This window comes from Novosphingobium indicum, from assembly GCF_014645195.1.
Classification (GTDB): domain Bacteria; phylum Pseudomonadota; class Alphaproteobacteria; order Sphingomonadales; family Sphingomonadaceae; genus Novosphingobium; species Novosphingobium indicum.
This window is the reverse complement of sequence record NZ_BMLK01000003.1, coordinates 53,618-70,173: the sequence shown is the minus strand read 5'-3', so window position 1 is coordinate 70,173 and position 16,556 is coordinate 53,618. Positions and strand designations below refer to the sequence as shown.

Annotated in this window: 13 protein-coding genes; 5 read left to right on the top strand and 8 right to left on the bottom strand. The window is 65.6% G+C overall.

The window, feature by feature from the left end:
- Positions 1–25: 25 nt before the first annotated feature.
- Entirely contained in the window at positions 26–3,616 is a 3,591-nt protein-coding gene (locus tag IEX64_RS03620; RefSeq protein WP_188818321.1) for a hydantoinase B/oxoprolinase family protein, read from the bottom strand.
- Between the two features lie 253 nt (positions 3,617–3,869).
- Here IEX64_RS03620 and IEX64_RS03615 point away from each other — a divergent pair, with 253 nt between their 5' ends.
- Positions 3,870–6,341 (top strand): TonB-dependent receptor, encoded by a 2,472-nt coding sequence (locus tag IEX64_RS03615; protein ID WP_188818320.1) that lies wholly within the window; start codon positions 3,870–3,872, stop codon positions 6,339–6,341.
- A 79-nt stretch (positions 6,342–6,420) separates the two neighbouring features.
- On the opposite strand, the gene IEX64_RS03610 is transcribed toward IEX64_RS03615, so the two are convergent.
- From IEX64_RS03610 to IEX64_RS03590, 5 genes are all read right to left on the bottom strand, one after another.
- Positions 6,421–7,122 carry a phosphotransferase-like protein gene (locus IEX64_RS03610; RefSeq protein WP_188818319.1) on the bottom strand — a complete coding sequence of 234 codons (702 nt, stop codon included), beginning with the start codon at positions 7,120–7,122 and terminating at the stop codon, positions 6,421–6,423.
- Complete coding sequence (locus tag IEX64_RS03605; RefSeq protein WP_188818318.1) at positions 7,119–8,063, bottom strand: DUF7064 domain-containing protein; 945 nt, start codon at positions 8,061–8,063, stop codon at positions 7,119–7,121. Before IEX64_RS03605 ends, IEX64_RS03610 begins: the two co-directional genes overlap by 4 nt.
- Entirely contained in the window at positions 8,060–8,515 is a 456-nt protein-coding gene (locus IEX64_RS03600) for a nuclear transport factor 2 family protein (RefSeq protein WP_188818317.1), read from the bottom strand. Before IEX64_RS03600 ends, IEX64_RS03605 begins: the two co-directional genes overlap by 4 nt.
- Before the next feature lie 110 nt (positions 8,516–8,625).
- Positions 8,626–9,849: a M20 metallopeptidase family protein gene (locus IEX64_RS03595; protein WP_373290124.1), complete on the bottom strand. Its 1,224-nt coding sequence runs from the start codon at positions 9,847–9,849 to the stop codon at positions 8,626–8,628.
- An 11-nt stretch (positions 9,850–9,860) separates the two neighbouring features.
- Complete coding sequence (locus IEX64_RS03590; protein WP_188818316.1) at positions 9,861–11,222, bottom strand: lipopolysaccharide biosynthesis protein; 1,362 nt, start codon at positions 11,220–11,222, stop codon at positions 9,861–9,863.
- 155 nt (positions 11,223–11,377) lie between these two features.
- Between IEX64_RS03590 and IEX64_RS03585 the strand changes: the two genes are divergently transcribed.
- From IEX64_RS03585 to IEX64_RS03575, 3 genes are read left to right on the top strand one after another with little or no spacing between them, the layout of a single operon-like run.
- On the top strand, positions 11,378–12,136 hold the full coding sequence (locus tag IEX64_RS03585) for a phosphocholine cytidylyltransferase family protein (protein ID WP_188818315.1): 759 nt from the start codon (positions 11,378–11,380) through the stop codon (positions 12,134–12,136).
- 31 nt (positions 12,137–12,167) lie between these two features.
- Positions 12,168–12,971, top strand: coding sequence for a TlpA disulfide reductase family protein (locus IEX64_RS03580; RefSeq protein ID WP_188818314.1), 804 nt, complete (start codon positions 12,168–12,170; stop codon positions 12,969–12,971).
- Positions 12,968–13,621, top strand: a complete 654-nt coding sequence (locus tag IEX64_RS03575) for a DsbA family protein (RefSeq protein WP_188818313.1) — start codon at positions 12,968–12,970, stop codon at positions 13,619–13,621. Before IEX64_RS03580 ends, IEX64_RS03575 begins: the two co-directional genes overlap by 4 nt.
- A 132-nt stretch (positions 13,622–13,753) precedes the next feature.
- Here IEX64_RS03575 and IEX64_RS03570 read toward each other — a convergent pair whose 3' ends face one another.
- Together IEX64_RS03570 and IEX64_RS03565 are read right to left on the bottom strand one after the other, a co-directional pair.
- On the bottom strand, positions 13,754–14,182 hold the full coding sequence (locus tag IEX64_RS03570; RefSeq protein WP_188818312.1) for an HIT family protein: 429 nt from the start codon (positions 14,180–14,182) through the stop codon (positions 13,754–13,756).
- Between the two features lie 15 nt (positions 14,183–14,197).
- Entirely contained in the window at positions 14,198–15,334 is a 1,137-nt protein-coding gene (locus IEX64_RS03565; RefSeq protein WP_188818516.1) for a CDP-alcohol phosphatidyltransferase family protein, read from the bottom strand.
- Positions 15,335–15,484: 150 nt separating this feature from the next.
- On the opposite strand from IEX64_RS03565, the gene IEX64_RS03560 reads away from it, so the two are divergent.
- Entirely contained in the window at positions 15,485–16,534 is a 1,050-nt protein-coding gene (locus IEX64_RS03560) for a diacylglycerol kinase family protein (protein ID WP_188818311.1), read from the top strand.
- Positions 16,535–16,556: the final 22 nt, after the last annotated feature.

Below are 16,556 nucleotides of genomic sequence, written 5' to 3'. Positions count from 1 at the left end.
CTCGTCGGGTAGGTTCCGTGATGGGTTAGGCCGCCCCGTATCCCCCGCCACCCGGCGTTTCGATCACAACGGCATCCCCCGCCGAGAGCCTGACCGCTGCCGTAGCGCCCAGTTCCTCGACCGATCCGTCGGTCCGTTCGATCCGGTTGCGCCCCGGCGCGCCATCCGCGCCGCCAGCCAGCCCGAACGGCGCGAATGTGCGGCGGTTGGCAAGGATGCCAGCCCGCATCGGCTCAAGGAACCGCACCCGGCGCACGGCTCCGTCTCCGCCCCGATGCGCTCCCGCGCCGCCAGACCCGCGCCGGACCGAAAATTCCTCCAGCAGCACCGGGAAGTTGGTCTCAAGCACTTCGGGGTCGGTGAGCCGGCTGTTGGTCATGTGCGTCTGGACCACGCTGGTGCCATCGAAGTCCGGTCCAGCCCCTGAGCCGCCAGCAATCGTCTCGTAGTACTGCCGCGTCGCATCGCCGAAGGTGAAGTTGTTCATCGTCCCCTGCGAGGCCGCCATGGCGCCGAAAGCGGCAAAGAGCGCATCGGTGATCGCCTGGCTGGTCTCGACATTCCCGGCGACCACGGCAGCCGGTGCCTTGGGGTGCAGCATCGAGCCCTCGGGCACTACCAGCGTGATCGGCCGCAGGCAGCCCTCGTTCATCGGCACGGGATCATCGAGCAGGCTGCGGACGACATAGAGCACCGCCGCCCGCACCACCGGCAGCGGGGCATTGAAGTTGTCGGGCAGCTGTGCGCTGGTGCCGGTAAAGTCGATCGTCGCGCCGCGTGCCGCGCGATCGATGGTGACGGCGACGTGGATCTCCGCGCCGTTGTCCATCGGTACGGTGAACCGGCCGTCCGAAAGCCGGTCGATCAGCGCACGCACCGCGTTCTCTGCATTGACCTGTGCATGCGCCATATAGGCATCGACCACCGCCCTGCCCTGCTCGCCGGCGATCCGCCTTAGTTCGGAGGCTCCGCGCGCGCAGGACGCGATCTGGGCGCGCAGGTCGGCAAGGTTCTGATCGACATTGCGCGAGGGATAAGGACCCGACGCCAGCAGGTCGCGGATCGCGTCCTCCTGCAGCGCGCCGCGGTCGACCAGCAGCACGTTATCGAGCAGCACGCCTTCCTCTTCCAGCGTGCGGCTGTCGGGCGGCATCGAGCCGGGACTGATCCCGCCGACATCGGCATGATGCCCACGTGCGGCGACGAACCATGCCGGGGCCGTCTCGTTACCCTCCGCAAAGACGGGCATAACCACGGTAATGTCAGGCAGGTGCGTGCCACCATCGTAAGGCGCGTTGAGCACATAGGCATCGCCGGGCAGCATTCCGCGTCCGTCGCGGCTGCGGCGCTCCAGCACGGTGCGCACGCTCTCGCCCATCGAGCCGAGATGCACCGGCATGTGCGGAGCATTGGCAACGAGATGACCTTCGCGGTCGAACACGGCGCAGGAGAAGTCCAGCCGCTCGCGGATGTTCACCGAACTGGCGCTGAACTGCAACGCGGCGCCCATTTCCTCGGCAATCGCCATGAACAGCGCGCTCATGATCTCCAGCCGCACTGGATCGCATGCAGTACTGGTATCGGCAGCCAGCTCTTGCGGTGCCTCACGCGTCAGCACGAGATTGCCAATGGCATCGACGCGCACCGACCAGCCGGGTTCGACGACCGTGGTCGAAACGTCATCTACCACCAGCAAGGGCCCGTGCGCCGAGAACCCCTCGGCCAGCCCTTCGCGCAGATAGAGCGGGACATCGTGGGCCGCGCCGTCAGTCCAGATCGTCGCGATTTCCGCAGGGGGCGCGGACTCCGGCGGCAGCGTCAGTGTGGCCCCGCCTCCCACGTGCCCCCCGGCGATGGCTTCCACCCGCAGCGTTTCGGCAATCAGGTCCTCGCCCGCGCCGAAACCGAAGCGGTGCTGCCAGCCATCACGAAAGCCCGCGCGCATATCTTCCAGCGTGCCCACCGGCACATCGACGGCATTGTCGTTGCCCTTGGGGCGAATGGCGAGCGTGGCTTCGGTGCGGATGGCCCCCGAAGCCACGCCCTGCGCTTCCAGCCCTGCGCGCGCAGTAGCGCCGAGATCGGCAACGGCCGCCTCGATTGCCGCCATGCCCTGCGCGTCAAGCGGCACGGCGAGGGTCTGCTGCTGCAGCAGGCGCCGGTCTGCCAATCCCATGCCGTAAGCCGACAGTACCGAGGCCAGCGGGTGGCACAGCACGGTCGTCACCCCCAGCGCATCGGCCACTTTGCACGCGTGCTGTCCGCCCGCGCCGCCAAACGTCACCAGTGCGGCGCGGGTGACGTCATGGCCGCGCCGCAGCGAGACGGTCTTGATCGCATTGGCCATGTTGGCAACGGCGATTTCAAGAAAACCTTCCGCCGCTTCCTCGCGCGTCATTTCGCGGCCGGTCGCCGCGCGCACATCGGCCAGGACCGCGTCCATGCGTTCGCACGCAGCCTTCAGCGACAGCGGCTCGTCGCCCCCGGGGCCGAAGAGATGCGGGAAGTGCCCGGGGCGCAGCTTGCCGAGCAACAAGTTGCAGTCGGTCACCGCCAGCGGCCCGCCGCGCCGATAGCAGGCCGGGCCCGGCACCGCGCCCGCACTTTCAGGCCCGACGAGGAAGCGCGCACCATCGAAATGGCAGATAGAGCCGCCACCCGCCGCCACCGTCTCGATCCGCATCATCGGCGTGCGCACCCGCGCGCCTGCCACCCGCGTCTCGCTGTCGCGCTCGTAGTGCCCGGCATAGTGCGAGACGTCGGTGGAGGTGCCGCCCATGTCAAAGCCGATCACATGATCGAACCCCGCTTCCTTCGCGACGGCCACCATGCCGACGATGCCGCCGGCGGGGCCCGATAGGATCGCATCCTTGCCGCGAAAGGCCGCGCCCGTCGCCAGCCCCCCGCTCGACTGCATGTAGAGCGCATCGACGCGCGGCCCCAGGCCGGCCTCCAGTCCCGCAACATAGCGGCCCAGCACCGGCGAGAGGTTGGCATCCACAACAGCTGTATCACCGCGTGCGATCAGCTTGATCAGCGGCGCCACCTCGTGACTGACCGAGATCTGCGTGAACCCGATCTCGCGGGCGATCTGCCCCAGCCGCGCCTCATGCGCGGTGTGGCGATAGCCATGCATCAGCACCACCGCGACGGCGCGCAAGCCCTTGTCGAACGCCTGTTGCAGGCCTGCCCTCGCGCACGCTTCATCGAGCGGCCGGTGGACCGCCCCGTCCGCCCCCACGCGTTCGTCTATCTCCAGAACCTCGGCATAGATCGGATCGGGCAGGACGATGCGGCGCGCGAAGATGTCGGGCCGCTCCTGCGTACCAATGCGCAGGGCATCGCCAAACCCTTTGGTGATCGCCAGCAGCACCGGCTCGCCCTTGCCTTCGAGCAGGGCGTTGGTGGCAACCGTAGTGCCAAGGCGCAGTTCGGCGGCGGGCAGATCGCCCTCATGCACGCCGGTCAGGCGGCGCATCGCCTCGACCGCCGCGTCATCGTATCGGCCGGGATCCTCGCTCAACAGCTTCAGCCGCGCGAACCGTCCATCGGGCGCACGCGTCACAACATCGGTAAATGTCCCGCCGCGATCGACCCAGAATTGCCAGAAATCCATGCGCCGATCATGGCGGGAATCGCCCGCATTCCCAAGCCCTATCCCGGCATGATCCACGGCGTGATCCTGCGCGCAATAACGCCTTTCTGCGCGTCGCAAGTCAAAGCGTGTTGCCCGCAAGGAAAAACGCCTAGGCGAAAGATGCTTTAGGCAGATGCCTCGTCATCGAGCTGGCCAGGAGATCCAAACCTTTGACTTCATTCCGTTCTCTTCACGGACGGCATGACACATATAAAAGTGGAGGGGAGACATCATGCGCAAGAGCATTCTGCTGGCCGCTGCATCCGTCGGCGCCATACTCGCTGCCAACCCGGTGCAAGCGCAGGAATCCGACGCCAGCCCTAAAGTCCAGAACGGCGACATCATCGTCACCGCCCGCAAGCGGCAGGAATCGGTGCTGAAAGTGCCTGTGGTCGAGACCGTGATCACGCCGGAAATGATCGAGAACCGGCAGGTCACCAGCATCGACAGCATCACGCAGCAGGTCACGGGCCTGCAGATCGGCAACAACGTGCTGACCGTCGGCGCACAGATCTCGCTGCGCGGCGTGGGCACCAGTTCGCTCGACGCCGGTGTCGACCAGTCGGTTTCGCTCAATATCGACGGGCTCCAGCTCACGCAGGGTGCCAGCTATTCGGTCGGCTTCTTCGATATGGCCCAGATCGAAGTGCTGAAGGGGCCGCAGGCGCTGTTCTATGGCAAGAACAGCCCCGGCGGCGTGATCGCCATCCACACCGCAGATCCGGGCGATGAAGTCGAACTGATCGCGCGGGCCAGCTATGGCTTCCAGGACCGCCAGAAGCGCGGCGAGCTGATCATGTCGGCACCGCTGGGCGACACGCTCGGCATCCGCGTCGCCAGCATGTACCAGAAGGACGACGGCTACTTCATCAACAAGGCGACCGCGCTGCCGGGAACCGGCGCCGTCACGCCGAAAAGCCGGCGCTACAACGGCGGCGACGAGTACATCGTGCGCGGCACCCTCGTGTGGAAGCCGGTCTACAATTTCAGCGCCCGGCTGAAGATGAACACGACGCAGAAGGAAGTCATCGGCGGCAGCGCCCCGATCGGCAGCTGCCCCGACGGCAATGGTGCGCCGGCAGGCATTCCCTTCATCAACCCGGCGGACGACTGCAAGGTCGACCGGACCGTCTATGTCGTGGATGTCGATCCCGCCGCCTTCCCCGAGGCACGCAACAACGGCGTGCCGTTCATGAAGTACAAGACCAACTTCGGCACGCTCGAACTGCGCTACGATCTGGAATCCGGCATCAGCATCGATTCCACCACCGGCTACTACCACACCGAGGTCAACGGCATGTTGAACGGCGTGAACTCGGGATATGCAGGACCGTCGCTGATCGCCGACAACCAGTTCAAGCGCCGCGACTTCACCCAGGAAATCCGCATTGAATCGGACTTTGCGTCCCCGCTGAACTTCCTTGTCGGCGGTTTCTACCAGGATTCCAATGTCAGCAACCGGGTCATCGTAGCCGGCAACCTCGCCTACTTCGTCAATCCCGCCTTTACGACGCTCGCAGCGGGCATCAACGACGTGAGCATCAAGGCGAAGTCCGCCTTCGGACAGCTACGCTACAAGCCGGTCGAGACGCTCGAGATTGCGGCCGGCGCGCGCTACACGGACGAGAAGCGGCACGACGACGCCTCTTCGCTGACCGGCATCAACGCGACACCGACGCCGGTCATGCTGGCCAACCCGACGTTGCGGTCGAAGAACTGGTCACCCGAGCTGACGGTCACCTTCACGCCCACCGACGACCTCACGGTCTTCGGCGCGCTCAAGCAGGGCTACAAGTCCGGCTCGTTCATCATGACCGCGCCGCCCTATCCGGGGCAGGACAACTCGTTCGGCGACGAACGCGTTCGTGGCGGCGAAGTGGGCGTGAAGGCGCGTCTGGCCGATCGCTCGCTGCTGGTGAACACCGCGTTCTACTACTACAAGTACAGCGACCTGCAGGTCGGCGCCAATGAAGTGGCCGCCGGCGGCATTCCGCAGATCCACACGATCAACGCGGGCAAGTCCAAGGTCTACGGTGTCGATTTCGACCTCACCTACCGGCCACCGTCGCTGGAAGGGCTGACCGCGAACTTCAGCGTGAACTGGAACCACGCCCGCTTCACCGATTTCCCGAATGCACCGTGCTGGGGCGGCCAGCGGATCGAGGACGGCTGCGACCAGCTGCCCTACGTGGTCACCGATCCCGCCGAGATCGCCGCGGGCAATTACGTGGTCGATCAAAGCACGGGCGATTTCATCCGCTATTCCTCGCAGAGCCTCGCCGGTCTGCCGCTGCCCAAGGCGCCGACCTGGTCGATCAACGCCGGGCTGGACTACACCACGGACATCGGGCGCGACTACAAGATCGGGTTCGGCGGCAACGTCCAGTACTCGTCGAAATTCCTGACCAATCTCGGCAAGAACCGTCCCGATTTCTATCAGAAGGGTTTCGCCAAGTTCAACGCGCACCTGAACTTCGGTGCCCAGAACGAGGCCTGGAGCGTGTCGCTGATCGGCAACAACATCTTCAACAAGTTCACCACCGGCAACTGCACGAACTTCTCCGGTGCGACAGGGCAGATCTTCCTCTCGCCGCTGACCGGTCTGGACAAGCGCAATGCCGCGGGCGTGGACGAAACGGCCTGTATTCCGGATCGCGGCCGCGAGGTATTCCTGCGCCTGACGCTCAGGCCGACGGCCTGGTAAGCGCCAGTCGCGGAATCAAAAAATCGGGGCGGGCCATCACAGCGATGGCCCGCTCCTTTTTTCATGTACCCGGAGTAGTTCAGGCGCCCGCGTAGGTACGACGCAGTTTGTCGAAAGCCGTGCCCGGTCCCTCGGCCAGCCGCTCCTCGATCATCACGCAAACCTCTTCCGGCCCATGCACCGAGGTATCGATAGTGAGGTCGGCCAGTTCGTTGCGATACACTTCCTCGTAGAACCAGGGGCGCAAACGGGTGAGGCGGTCGATGATCTTCCTCGCCGCATCCTCGCCCAGCAGATCGACGGGGATCTTCTTGTCCATGCGGCGTTCGGCCACGCGGCGCTCGAGCACCTCGAACGGTGGTTTCAGCGTGACGAGCAGCACCGGCAGCCCCTCGGTGCGGCGCACGAGGTCCTGCAGGACCGGCGGATCGCTCATCAGCAGGTGATCGAACACGACGTTGAGGCCCTGCCGCGAGCTGGCCGCCATCCATTCGTGCATCGCCGCGAAGGCTGCCGTGCCCTTGGGGCCGAAACGCCAGCGCAGCGGTCCCTCGGGATCGGCGGGATCGACCGGTACCGCCTCGATCCCCTCACTGGCACGCGGACCGTGGTGACCGAACTTGGCGGGCAACGTGTTCGCGGTGAAGTGATCGATGCCGTAGAGCATCCAGTAGCCGTCCTGCCGCCTTTGAAACATTTCGCAGGTGGTCGACTTGCCCGAGCCCGACGTGCCGTTGACGACGACGATCTGGCCCGCGCCGTTTTGACTGGCGCTGGTCATGCCGGGTCCCCCAGCGCGATTTCGCCCCGCGCGATGCGGCGGAAGCGTTCGGCGGGCGAGAATTCCTGGTTGTCGCCCCAGTGCTCTATGCCGTCCCAGTCCCAGCGCACGAGCGACCAGGCCACGGTGTGATCGGTATAGCCGGTGAACACCAGGCCGGGATCGATCCACCCGGTCGCCTCCATGCTGCGCCCGAGTTGGTCCTTCCCCTCCCACAATACCTTGGCCGGGCCGAACTCGCCCCACTCCAGCACTTCGCGGCGGCCCGAGATCAGGCTCGCCATCTCGCCGTCCTTCCAGATGAAGCCGCCGATCGATCGCGCCTCGCGCCCTTCGCCCATGGCTATGGCGTGGAAGGCGCTGCCATCGGCGATGCCCCAGAAATAGCCCCCGCAGGCCAGCGATTCGTATTCACGCGCGCCATAGGACGTGTCGCGCATCGAGAAGCAGTCGACCGTGAACGTCTCGCCATGGCGCACCATGGTGCCGGTCATCCGGCCCGGCTGTTCGATGTGGAACTTGGCGGTTGCCGCCTGCCCGGCATCGCCGGTCCGAAGCTCGTGCATCGGGCCGATCGCGTTCCATGTCAGGTCCAGCGTCAGGCCATCCTTATCGTAGTCGATCTTGTACTTCGCCAGTGGCTCGATCATCCGGCACGAGAGCGAATTGCGGGCCTGCATGTCGAACTTGCCGCGCACCTGCGCCGGCATCGCCTGCAAGTGGCTCCACTGGTAGTGCAGGCAGTTCCACTGGTAGGTGCCCGAGGGATCCCACAGCACCGGTCCGCCATTGAGCATGCCCATGTTGGGGCGGAAGTAATACTGGATCATCCCGTGAATGTGGCGTTCCGGAATCGAGAGCGAGAACCACACGCTTTCGTTCCAATAAGGATTATCGTCGCGGCCCGCCCCGAAGTGGTCGGCAAAGCTCAGGTCGGTCATTGCAGGGTCTTTCCTTCAGGCCATTCGATGTCGAGGCTGAGCCGCGTGAGCGTCAGCGTGGCGATGCGCCAGGCACCGTCCTCGAAGCGGTAGGTTTCATGGTAGTGGCCGCGGCCGAGAATGGACTTCCAGCCCTCGCGCGGATGAGCGGTTTCCCATACGATCACGTCCTGCATCGCCCATATGCCCGACGCGTTTTGCTCGTCGTGAACGTCGAGCTCGCCGGTCAGCCCCTGGTGGCAGGACACAGCGTTTTCCAGCGAGGATTTCAGGTTCTGCGCATAGGCCGCGCCGCCCGTCATCCAGGTGCGGCCATCGGGCGTGACGACTTTCATGTCGGTGGTGAACACGGCGGCCAGATCGGCCCACTGCTTGGTGTCCATCAGGCGAAAATAGCGCGCCTTGAGATTGCGGATCTCCTCGATCGCTTCGAGGCGTTCCAGCCTGTCCATGCCCTCTCCCGGTTCCTCTTTGCCCAAAAAGGGAAGCAGAGCGTCAGGGCCCTTGCAACCACAGCACGCGCAGAGGTTTCGATAGGAGGCCCGAAGCTCCGGGCGCAGGGTCAGCCCCAGCCGCGCTCCAGAAATGTAGTCGCCAGCCCGGCCAGATAGGCCGCGCCCTGCGGCATGACGCTTTCATCGACCATCATCCTGGTCGAGTGGATGCCGCAGCAATGCGCCCAGTCGTCGCCCTCGTGGCTGACTCCGAGGAAAAACATCGCACCGGGCACTTTTTCGAGGACATAGGCGAAATCCTCCGCCCCCATGATCGGATCGGCAAGCCGCAGGAAGGCCTCCTCGCCGAACATGTCGCGCGCAACCTTTTCGCCGAAGTCGACGGCGCCGGCATTGCAGAGCGTGACCGGGAAACCCTCGATGATGTTCACTTCGCCAGTCAGGCCATGCGCGCCGGCGATCCCGGCCACGAGCAGCGGCAGCTCCTCGCGCAGCCGCGCCCGGTTCGTGGGCGACAGCGTCCGCATGGTGCCCAGCATGTTCGCGGTATCGGGGATGACATTGTGCGCGGTCCCCGCCTCGATCTTCGAGATCGTCACCACCACCGGATCGAACACGCTGAAGCGGCGGGCGACCATGGTCTGGATCGCGCTCACCATCTCGCAGGCGACCGGGACCGGATCGAGCGTGTCGTGCGGCATCGAGGCATGGCCGCCGCGCCCGGTCACGGTGATATGCAGCTGGTCGGCAGCCGCCAGCAGCGCGCCGGTGCGCCCGCCGACAAGGCCGTGCGGAGCATTGGGCATGACATGGAGCGCGAAGGCCGCATCGGGCAGCGGCCGGTCGAACCCTTCGCCGCCCAGCAACCCGTCTTCGAGCATGAAGCGAGCGCCGTGATAGCCCTCCTCGCCCGGCTGGAACATGAAGCGCACTTCGCCCTTCAGGGTGTCGGCCTGCCGCGCAAGGATTTCCGCGGCACCGGCAAGCATGGCGGCATGCGCATCGTGACCGCAGGCATGCATGGTGCCGGGAACCTTCGAGGCGAAGTCGAGCCCGGTTTCCTCAGGCATCGGCAGCGCATCCATATCGCCGCGCAGCAGCACGCATGGCCCTTCGCCGGCACCGCCCTTCAGCGTCGCGACGAGCCCCGTGGTGGAGGGTCCTTCGCGCCATTCGAGCGGCAAATGCGCAAGAGCGTTGCGGACCTTGTCGCGCGTCTTGGGGGTGTGCAGGCCAATTTCGGGTTCGGCATGGATCGCGCGGCGGAGCGCCACGATGCGATCCGAGATGGCGGCGGCTTCGGCAATGAGGGGCTGGGACATGGCCGGCATGATAGCCGCCCTCAAGCCTCTGTCGAGCCGCCTTCCTCCTGTGCCGGAACGATTTCTTCGCGCTTGATCTTCTGCAACGTGCGCCAGGCCATCACGCCCATCGCCACGTAGGAGACAAACCCCGCCATGGCGACGGCCCAGGCAGCGCCGCTCGGGCCAAGGGGAATGAACAGCACCAATCCGATGCCGAGCGCTGCAACCGCGATCAGCCTTGCGGTCAGCGACAGCCGCGCCCGGCCGGTCGAGTGCAGCACCGGCTCGAAAGCGACACTGGCAAGATCGAAGCTGGCGGCAATGGCCAGCGGCACCAGAATGGCCGCGCCCCCTTCGAAGGCATCGCCGCCGATCAGACCGAGAAGCTGCTTACCGGCCACCAGCGCTATGCCCACCACGACGAGACCGGCAAGTCCCGCGATCATGCTGGTCTGCAGCGCCAGCTTGCGGAATTCGGCCTGTTCGGACGTGACCCGCACGCGCGCCACTTCGGCATAGACCGACCGGGTCAGCAGGGTCGAAAGCTTGCTCAGGGACTGCGAAATCTGCGAGGCGAGCCGGTAGAGACCGGCGGCACGCGTACCCACCCAGCCGCCGACGACCAGCAGCGGGCCGTTCTTCATCGTCGCATCGATCGTCGCGCCGGCATAGGTGACCAGGAAGAAGTGCGTGACGCCGGGGTTTTCCTTCAGCGCGAGACGCCACTTGCCCAGATTGGCGAGCCGCACCGCCTGCGGGCAGAGCCGCCGGGCCATGGCCCAGTAGAGAATCGCCTCGAGGATATCGATGGCGGCCCATGCGAGCAGGAAGCGTCCCACGCTCGGCCCGGTCATCCAGATCGTCAGCGCTGCAATCAGCCGTCCGGTCGGCACGATGGCTTCGACATAGACGGCCATGTCGAAACGGTGCAGCGCGCGCACGATCCCCGTCGGTGCGGAAACCAGCGCCCACAGCGAGGCGCAGCAGAACCAGAAAGCCAGATCGATGTAGTTGGGGTTGAGCTCGAGGATATGAGCGAAGCCATAGATCACCACCCCGGCGAGCGCGCAGCCGATCACCGCGCCTGCAGCATCGAGCATGCCGCACAGCATGCCGAGCCGCCCGAACTTGTCCCACTCCTCGGCATGGACGTGCTCGCTGCCGTAGCGCACGACCACGCGCCAGGTCTGGAAGCCGGCCAGCGCGATAAGCGCCTGCGCCGTCCCGAAAATCAGCGAGAAGTGGCCGAAGTCCTTGAGGCCCAGAGTACGCGTGAGGATGGCAAGGTACGCGAGGCCGCAGATGGCCCCGAATCCCTTGCCGCCGAGCAGCCAGGCAGTGTTTTGCAGTATCCGCCCAAGGGGAGAAACATTCTCTTGGCGGTCACGTTTGGCGGACATTGCGGTGCATTTGGACGAGGGGGCTTTCACTTGCAAGGTTTCACGCGCGCAGTTGCGCCCGGCCGTGGTGCAGGTTGCCCGACTTGGGCTTTCCCTTTCGCCCGGCAACCGCTAGAGGCCGCGGCTTCCCCCCAACCATATTGCGTCCGAAACCCATGATCGAACATGCCATCCTTCTCAGCGCCGGCCAGGGCTCGCGTCTGCTCCCGCTGACCGCCGAACGGCCCAAGTGCCTCATCGACTTCTCCGGCAAGTCGCTGATCGAATGGCAGGTCGAGATGCTGGCGCGCGGCGGCGTGAAGCGCATCGACGTGGTGACCGGGTTCATGACCGACATGCTCGAGGATCACCTCAACGCGATCGCCGATCCGCGTGTAGAGATCTCCGTGCGCTTCAATCCGTTCTACAAGGTGGCGGACAATCTCGGCTCGTGCTGGATCGCCCGCGAGGCGATGCGCGGCGACTTCCTGATCCTCAACGGCGACACGCTGATTTCCGAGGAAATCGTGCGCAAGGTGCAGCAGGGCGGGCAGGACAAGGACGGCAATCCCTGGCCCATCGCTGTCACCGTCGACGTAAAGGCCGAAGGCTACGACAGCGACGACATGAAGGTCGAGCGCGAAGCGGATGGCCGCCTCGTCCACATCGGCAAGACGCTCACCGCCGAGCAGTCCAATTCCGAATCGATCGGCTTCCTCGCCTTCCGCGGCGAAGGTGCGGACCTGTTCCGCGAGACCGTGCGGCAGGCGATGCGCACCCCCGAAGGCGTGCAGCACTGGTACCTCAAGGTCATCGATTCGATCGCGCCCACCGGCAAGGTCGGCACAGTCTCGATCGAAGGCATGGACTGGGCCGAAGTCGATTTCCTCAACGACATCGAGATCGCAACGCAGCTCACCGACACCTGGGCCTGATCCCAGAGGCCGTTTTCAGGGCCTGTTTGCCATGACCTCCATTCCCCTCGGCCCGCTGATGCTCGCCACGGAACGGCTCATTGCGCTCGTCCTTATCGGCGCGTTCCTGTTTCTCGGCAGCCGGATCGCGCGGCGCACGGCGGCGCATGCCGATACGGCGGCATGGCGCGCACTCCTGATCGGGCTGGTGGCCGCGCGGCTGGCCTTCGTTCTCGCCAATCTCGATGCCTATCGCACCGAGCCCCTGTCAGCGCTGGCCGCGTGGCAGGGCGGGTTTGCCCTCTGGCCCGGCGTGCTGGCCGCGCTCGTGACGATCTTCGCGATGCTGCGCCGGACGCGCGCGGCATTTCTGCTGGGCGGAGCGGCGGTGGGACTGGCACTGGGAGCGAGCCTGCTTACGCCGATGACGCGCCCCGCCCCGCATCCTCTGCCGCCGGGCCTCATGCTCGGCACACTAGAGGGCCAGACCGTGGCGCTCGACGATTTGCGTGGCCGGCCCTTCGTGCTGAATATCTGGGCGACTTGGTGCGGCCCCTGCCGGCGCGAAATGCCGATGGTGGTGGACGTCGCCCGCGATGCGACAATCCCGGTCTATCTCGCCAATGCCGGGGAGGACTTGCCGCGCATCCGCGAATATCTTGAAAACGAAGGCCTTTCCGGCAAGCGCGTGCTCGTCGATCCGCAAGGGCAGGCGATCCCGGCGCTGGACACGCGAGCGCTGCCCACAACCCTGTTCATCGACGGTTCGGGCATGATCGTCTCCAGCCACGTCGGAGAGATTTCCCGCGCGCAACTGACCGCGCAGATCGAGGCTCTGGAAAGGACCCCGCAATGATCCGCCCCCTGCTGCGCACGCTCACCGGCGCGGCCCTGATCGCTCTCGCCGGCCTCGCCCCGGTGTCAGCCTCCGCGCAGGAGAAGAACAGCGCCGCAGCGTCTGCCGAAGCCCGGCAATTGCGCGAACAGATCCGCACCGACGCGCTGGCCCCGGTCGCAGGTACGCGCAACGGCGACGTCACGGTGGTGCTGTTCTCGGACTACCAGTGCCCCTATTGCCGCCGCTTCAACAGCACGCTCGACGCACTTATCGCCGCCGATCCGAAAGTGCGCGTCGTCTATCGCGACTGGCCGATCCAGGGGCAGGCCTCTGTGCTCGCCGCCCGCGCGGCCATCGCCGCGCAATACCAGAACCGGCACGGCGCCATGCATGCCGCGCTGATGAACGGCCCGGTGCGGCTGGATGCGGCTTCGGTAAAGCTGGCCGCGCGCAACGCGAAGGTCGATTGGAACCGGCTGCAAGCAGACATGAAGACGCACAAGGACGAGATCGACTCCCTGCTCGTGCGCAACTACCGCTTTGCCAAGATCATGGGGCTGGAAGGAACGCCCGGCATGCTGGTCGGGACTTACGTCGTTCCCGGCGCCGCCGATCTCAAGACCATGCAGCAGGCCGTGGCAAGGGCGCGCAAGGCGAACGAGGGATAGTGTAACCCTGAATCGAGAACCGCTCCCCCTGAGCGTGTCGAAAGGTTTTGATCGCAGCGCAGTGCCAGCGTCCTTCGACAAGCTCAGGACGAGCGGAGAGCCTTGCGGTTTTCCGCGCGATGCACCGGCAGCCTAAGTGAAGTGGCCCTTCAGCCATGCGACGAGCGCGCTGAGATCCTCGCCCTCCAGCGCGACGGCATGGCCGAGGTCGGGAACCTTGGGCCAGCCCACATCCACGAATTCGCGGCCCTGCCACTCGCGCGCGCCCTCGTAGCGCGGGATCACATGGAAATGGACGTTGGGGTCCACCATCATCAGCATCAGGTAGTTGAGCTTGGCGTAGGACACCGCCTTGCCAAGCGCAGCCTCGATCGCGGTTGTCACCTGCTTGAGTTCGGCATGGGCTTCATGCGGCAGGTCGCCAAAGGCCGTTACCTCGGACTTCGCCGCCAGCACCAGCGATCCCAGCGTCGGCTGCGCGGGACGGGCGAGGACGACCCAGTGTTCGAATTCGGCCACCAGCGTCGCCGGGTAGCCGAATTTCTCCATGGTCACGTTCATCAGCGTCTCCTCTGATCAGGCCTCGGACAGCCATGAGGTGATCGTACCGCCGCGAGCGCGCACGATCCATGCCTGCACCAGCCGCACGGCGTGGACGAGGCACGACACGACCGTCCACCAGGCCACCGCGATCAGCCCCAGATCGGGCCGCGCGAAGAGCATCGAGACGAACAGGATCACCATGTTCGGATTGCGCCGCGCGGTGATAAGGCGGAAATTGCTGTCGAACTTGCGCCACACGTGGATGTGCATCATCCCGTTCTGGCGCATGAACACACCTTCGATCACGCGCTGGACGACATAGCCGCCCTGGATCGCGGCCTGCACCAGCCAGAAGGTCTCGGTGTCGTAACCGAGGCCCCAGTACGCGAGGCCGGTCGCCCAGAACCACCACCAGAACGGCGGGTGCACCAGATCCATGCCATGGTCGAATATGTTGCCCCAGTAGGACGAGGTGATCGTGCAGCGCGCGAGTTTGCCGTCCACGGTATCGAGCACCATGAACACGAGCCCGGACGCCATGCCTGCCCAGTAGTGGCCATAGGCGAAAAGCACCGTGGCAATCACGCAGAACACCGCGCCAACGGCCGTGACCATATTGGGGGTGATGCGCCACTTCGCGCAGATCCGCGTCAGCACCAGCGCCCATTCGGGCCAGAGGTACTTTGTGAGGACGTCGGTCACGCCCTTGTAGGCGCCGAAATAGCTGGCCCTCTCGATCGCCCGCACCGATTGCGGCGTCAGCGTCATCAGGAAGGGCGTCTCGCGCTTGCGCAGTTGCTTGTTCTCGATGGTCGGCCCGTTCTCGTAGGCGACGACCGTCAGCCCGGCCTCATCCGACAACGGCGTGCCGGCGGCCATGGCCTCGGCGATTCGTGCGGTCTGTGCCGCGTCGGCAGCATGGGCGAGTGCGGGCACGCCGCCGAGCGTCAGCACCATGCCCGGCTGGGTGATGATGTGGCGAAACCATGCCGGATCCCAGGCGTGGGCGGCATTCGAAAGGATCGCCGGTCCGGCAGGCGCTTCGGCGACAGGCGAAAGCTTGGAGGCGCGCGCGATGCGGCCCACCCGTTCGCCCATCGTCAGGCCCCAGAGCTTGACGGAGTTCATGCCGATGGTGACGACCGACAGGGCAGAAGGCGTGCTGTTCATGCGCGGCCCCGTAGTCCAGCCCGCACGCACTGGCAATTCGGAACGCACCAGCGTGGCAGCCATGCAACAAGCGCCACAGAACTGTAACTTTAATGTGTCATGCGATGTTTCTTGATGATTTTGCCCTCGGGTGTCCCTACATACGCGCCCGTGCACGGAACCATTTACGAATTCGAAACCCTGCCGTTATTCGGTAAGACGTCCCGGCCGGACCAGACCGGCCCGATGCGCAGCGCCCGCCGTGGGCGCGCCGTCCCGCTCGTCGGCATTGTTCGCAATCCGCGCAGCCACCGCAACAAGGGCGTGGCCGCCGAAATGGCGGATTGCTCCAACATTCTCACTGAAACGCCCCGCACCCGCGAGGAACTGTTTCACACGCTGGGCGAGTTCGCACGCCGCGGCATCGACTATCTCGTGGTCGACGGCGGCGACGGCACGGTGCGCGACGTCCTGTCCTGCGGCGCCGAAGTCTTCGGCGACGACTGGCCCTCGCTGATCGTTCTGCCCAAGGGCAAGACCAATGCCCTCACCGTGGACCTGGGCCTGCCCAACCACTGGTCGCTGGCCGAAGCGCTGGCCGCCGCGCACGAAGGCTACACCGTCACACGCCGCCCGCTGCGCATCAGTTCGCTGGAAAACCCCGGTGAAGGGCGTTGCATTCAGGGCTTCATTCTCGGCACCGGGGCGTTCTCGATCGCCACCGAAGCCGGGCAGGAAGCGCACCGCCGCGGGGCCTTCAACAGCTTCGCCGTGGGTCTGACCGTGCTGTGGGGTATTCTGCAGACGCTGTTCGGCCGCTCGGGCAACCCGTGGCGCAAGTGCACCCCCACGCGCATCATCGACCGCCACACCGGCCGCTCGCTGCCGCATCCCGGTCCTGGCCGGGCCGACGAACGCTTTCTGACCGTGGCCACCACGTTCGAGAAGTTCCCGCTGGGCGCCCGGCCCTTTGGCCGCAACCCTGCACCGGGCCTCAAGATGGCCGTGATCGACTGGCCGGTGCGCTGGGTCATCGCGCTGCTTCCAGCCGTGCTGTTCGGGCTTTATGGCCGCTTCCTGACGCGCAAGGGCGCACAGCGCTTCTATGCCAGCGAGCTGGAACTCGACATCGGCGGTCCGTTCATTCTCGACGGGGAAGCTTTCCCGGCCGGACGTTACGTTCTCGACGAAGGCCCGCAGCTGACTTTCGTCGTCCCCTGATTTCGACCGGGAGCGCTTGATT

Excerpts from the sequence above, each read along its gene's own strand:
- IEX64_RS03615 (WP_188818320.1), top strand. The coding sequence starts at position 3,870 with ATGCGCAAGAGCATTCTGCTGGCCGCTGCATCCGTCGGCGCCATACTC.
- IEX64_RS03575 (WP_188818313.1), top strand. The coding sequence starts at position 12,968 with ATGATCCGCCCCCTGCTGCGCACGCTCACCGGCGCGGCCCTGATCGCT.
- IEX64_RS03565 (WP_188818516.1), bottom strand. The coding sequence starts at position 15,334 with ATGAACAGCACGCCTTCTGCCCTGTCGGTCGTCACCATCGGCATGAAC.
- IEX64_RS03595 (WP_373290124.1), bottom strand. The coding sequence starts at position 9,849 with ATGCCGGCCATGTCCCAGCCCCTCATTGCCGAAGCCGCCGCCATCTCG.
- IEX64_RS03570 (WP_188818312.1), bottom strand. The coding sequence starts at position 14,182 with ATGAACGTGACCATGGAGAAATTCGGCTACCCGGCGACGCTGGTGGCC.
- IEX64_RS03590 (WP_188818316.1), bottom strand. The coding sequence starts at position 11,222 with ATGTCCGCCAAACGTGACCGCCAAGAGAATGTTTCTCCCCTTGGGCGG.
- IEX64_RS03580 (WP_188818314.1), top strand. The coding sequence starts at position 12,168 with ATGACCTCCATTCCCCTCGGCCCGCTGATGCTCGCCACGGAACGGCTC.
- IEX64_RS03620 (WP_188818321.1), bottom strand. The coding sequence starts at position 3,616 with ATGGATTTCTGGCAATTCTGGGTCGATCGCGGCGGGACATTTACCGAT.
- IEX64_RS03585 (WP_188818315.1), top strand. The coding sequence starts at position 11,378 with ATGATCGAACATGCCATCCTTCTCAGCGCCGGCCAGGGCTCGCGTCTG.
- IEX64_RS03605 (WP_188818318.1), bottom strand. The coding sequence starts at position 8,063 with ATGACCGACCTGAGCTTTGCCGACCACTTCGGGGCGGGCCGCGACGAT.
- IEX64_RS03600 (WP_188818317.1), bottom strand. The coding sequence starts at position 8,515 with ATGGACAGGCTGGAACGCCTCGAAGCGATCGAGGAGATCCGCAATCTC.
- IEX64_RS03610 (WP_188818319.1), bottom strand. The coding sequence starts at position 7,122 with ATGACCAGCGCCAGTCAAAACGGCGCGGGCCAGATCGTCGTCGTCAAC.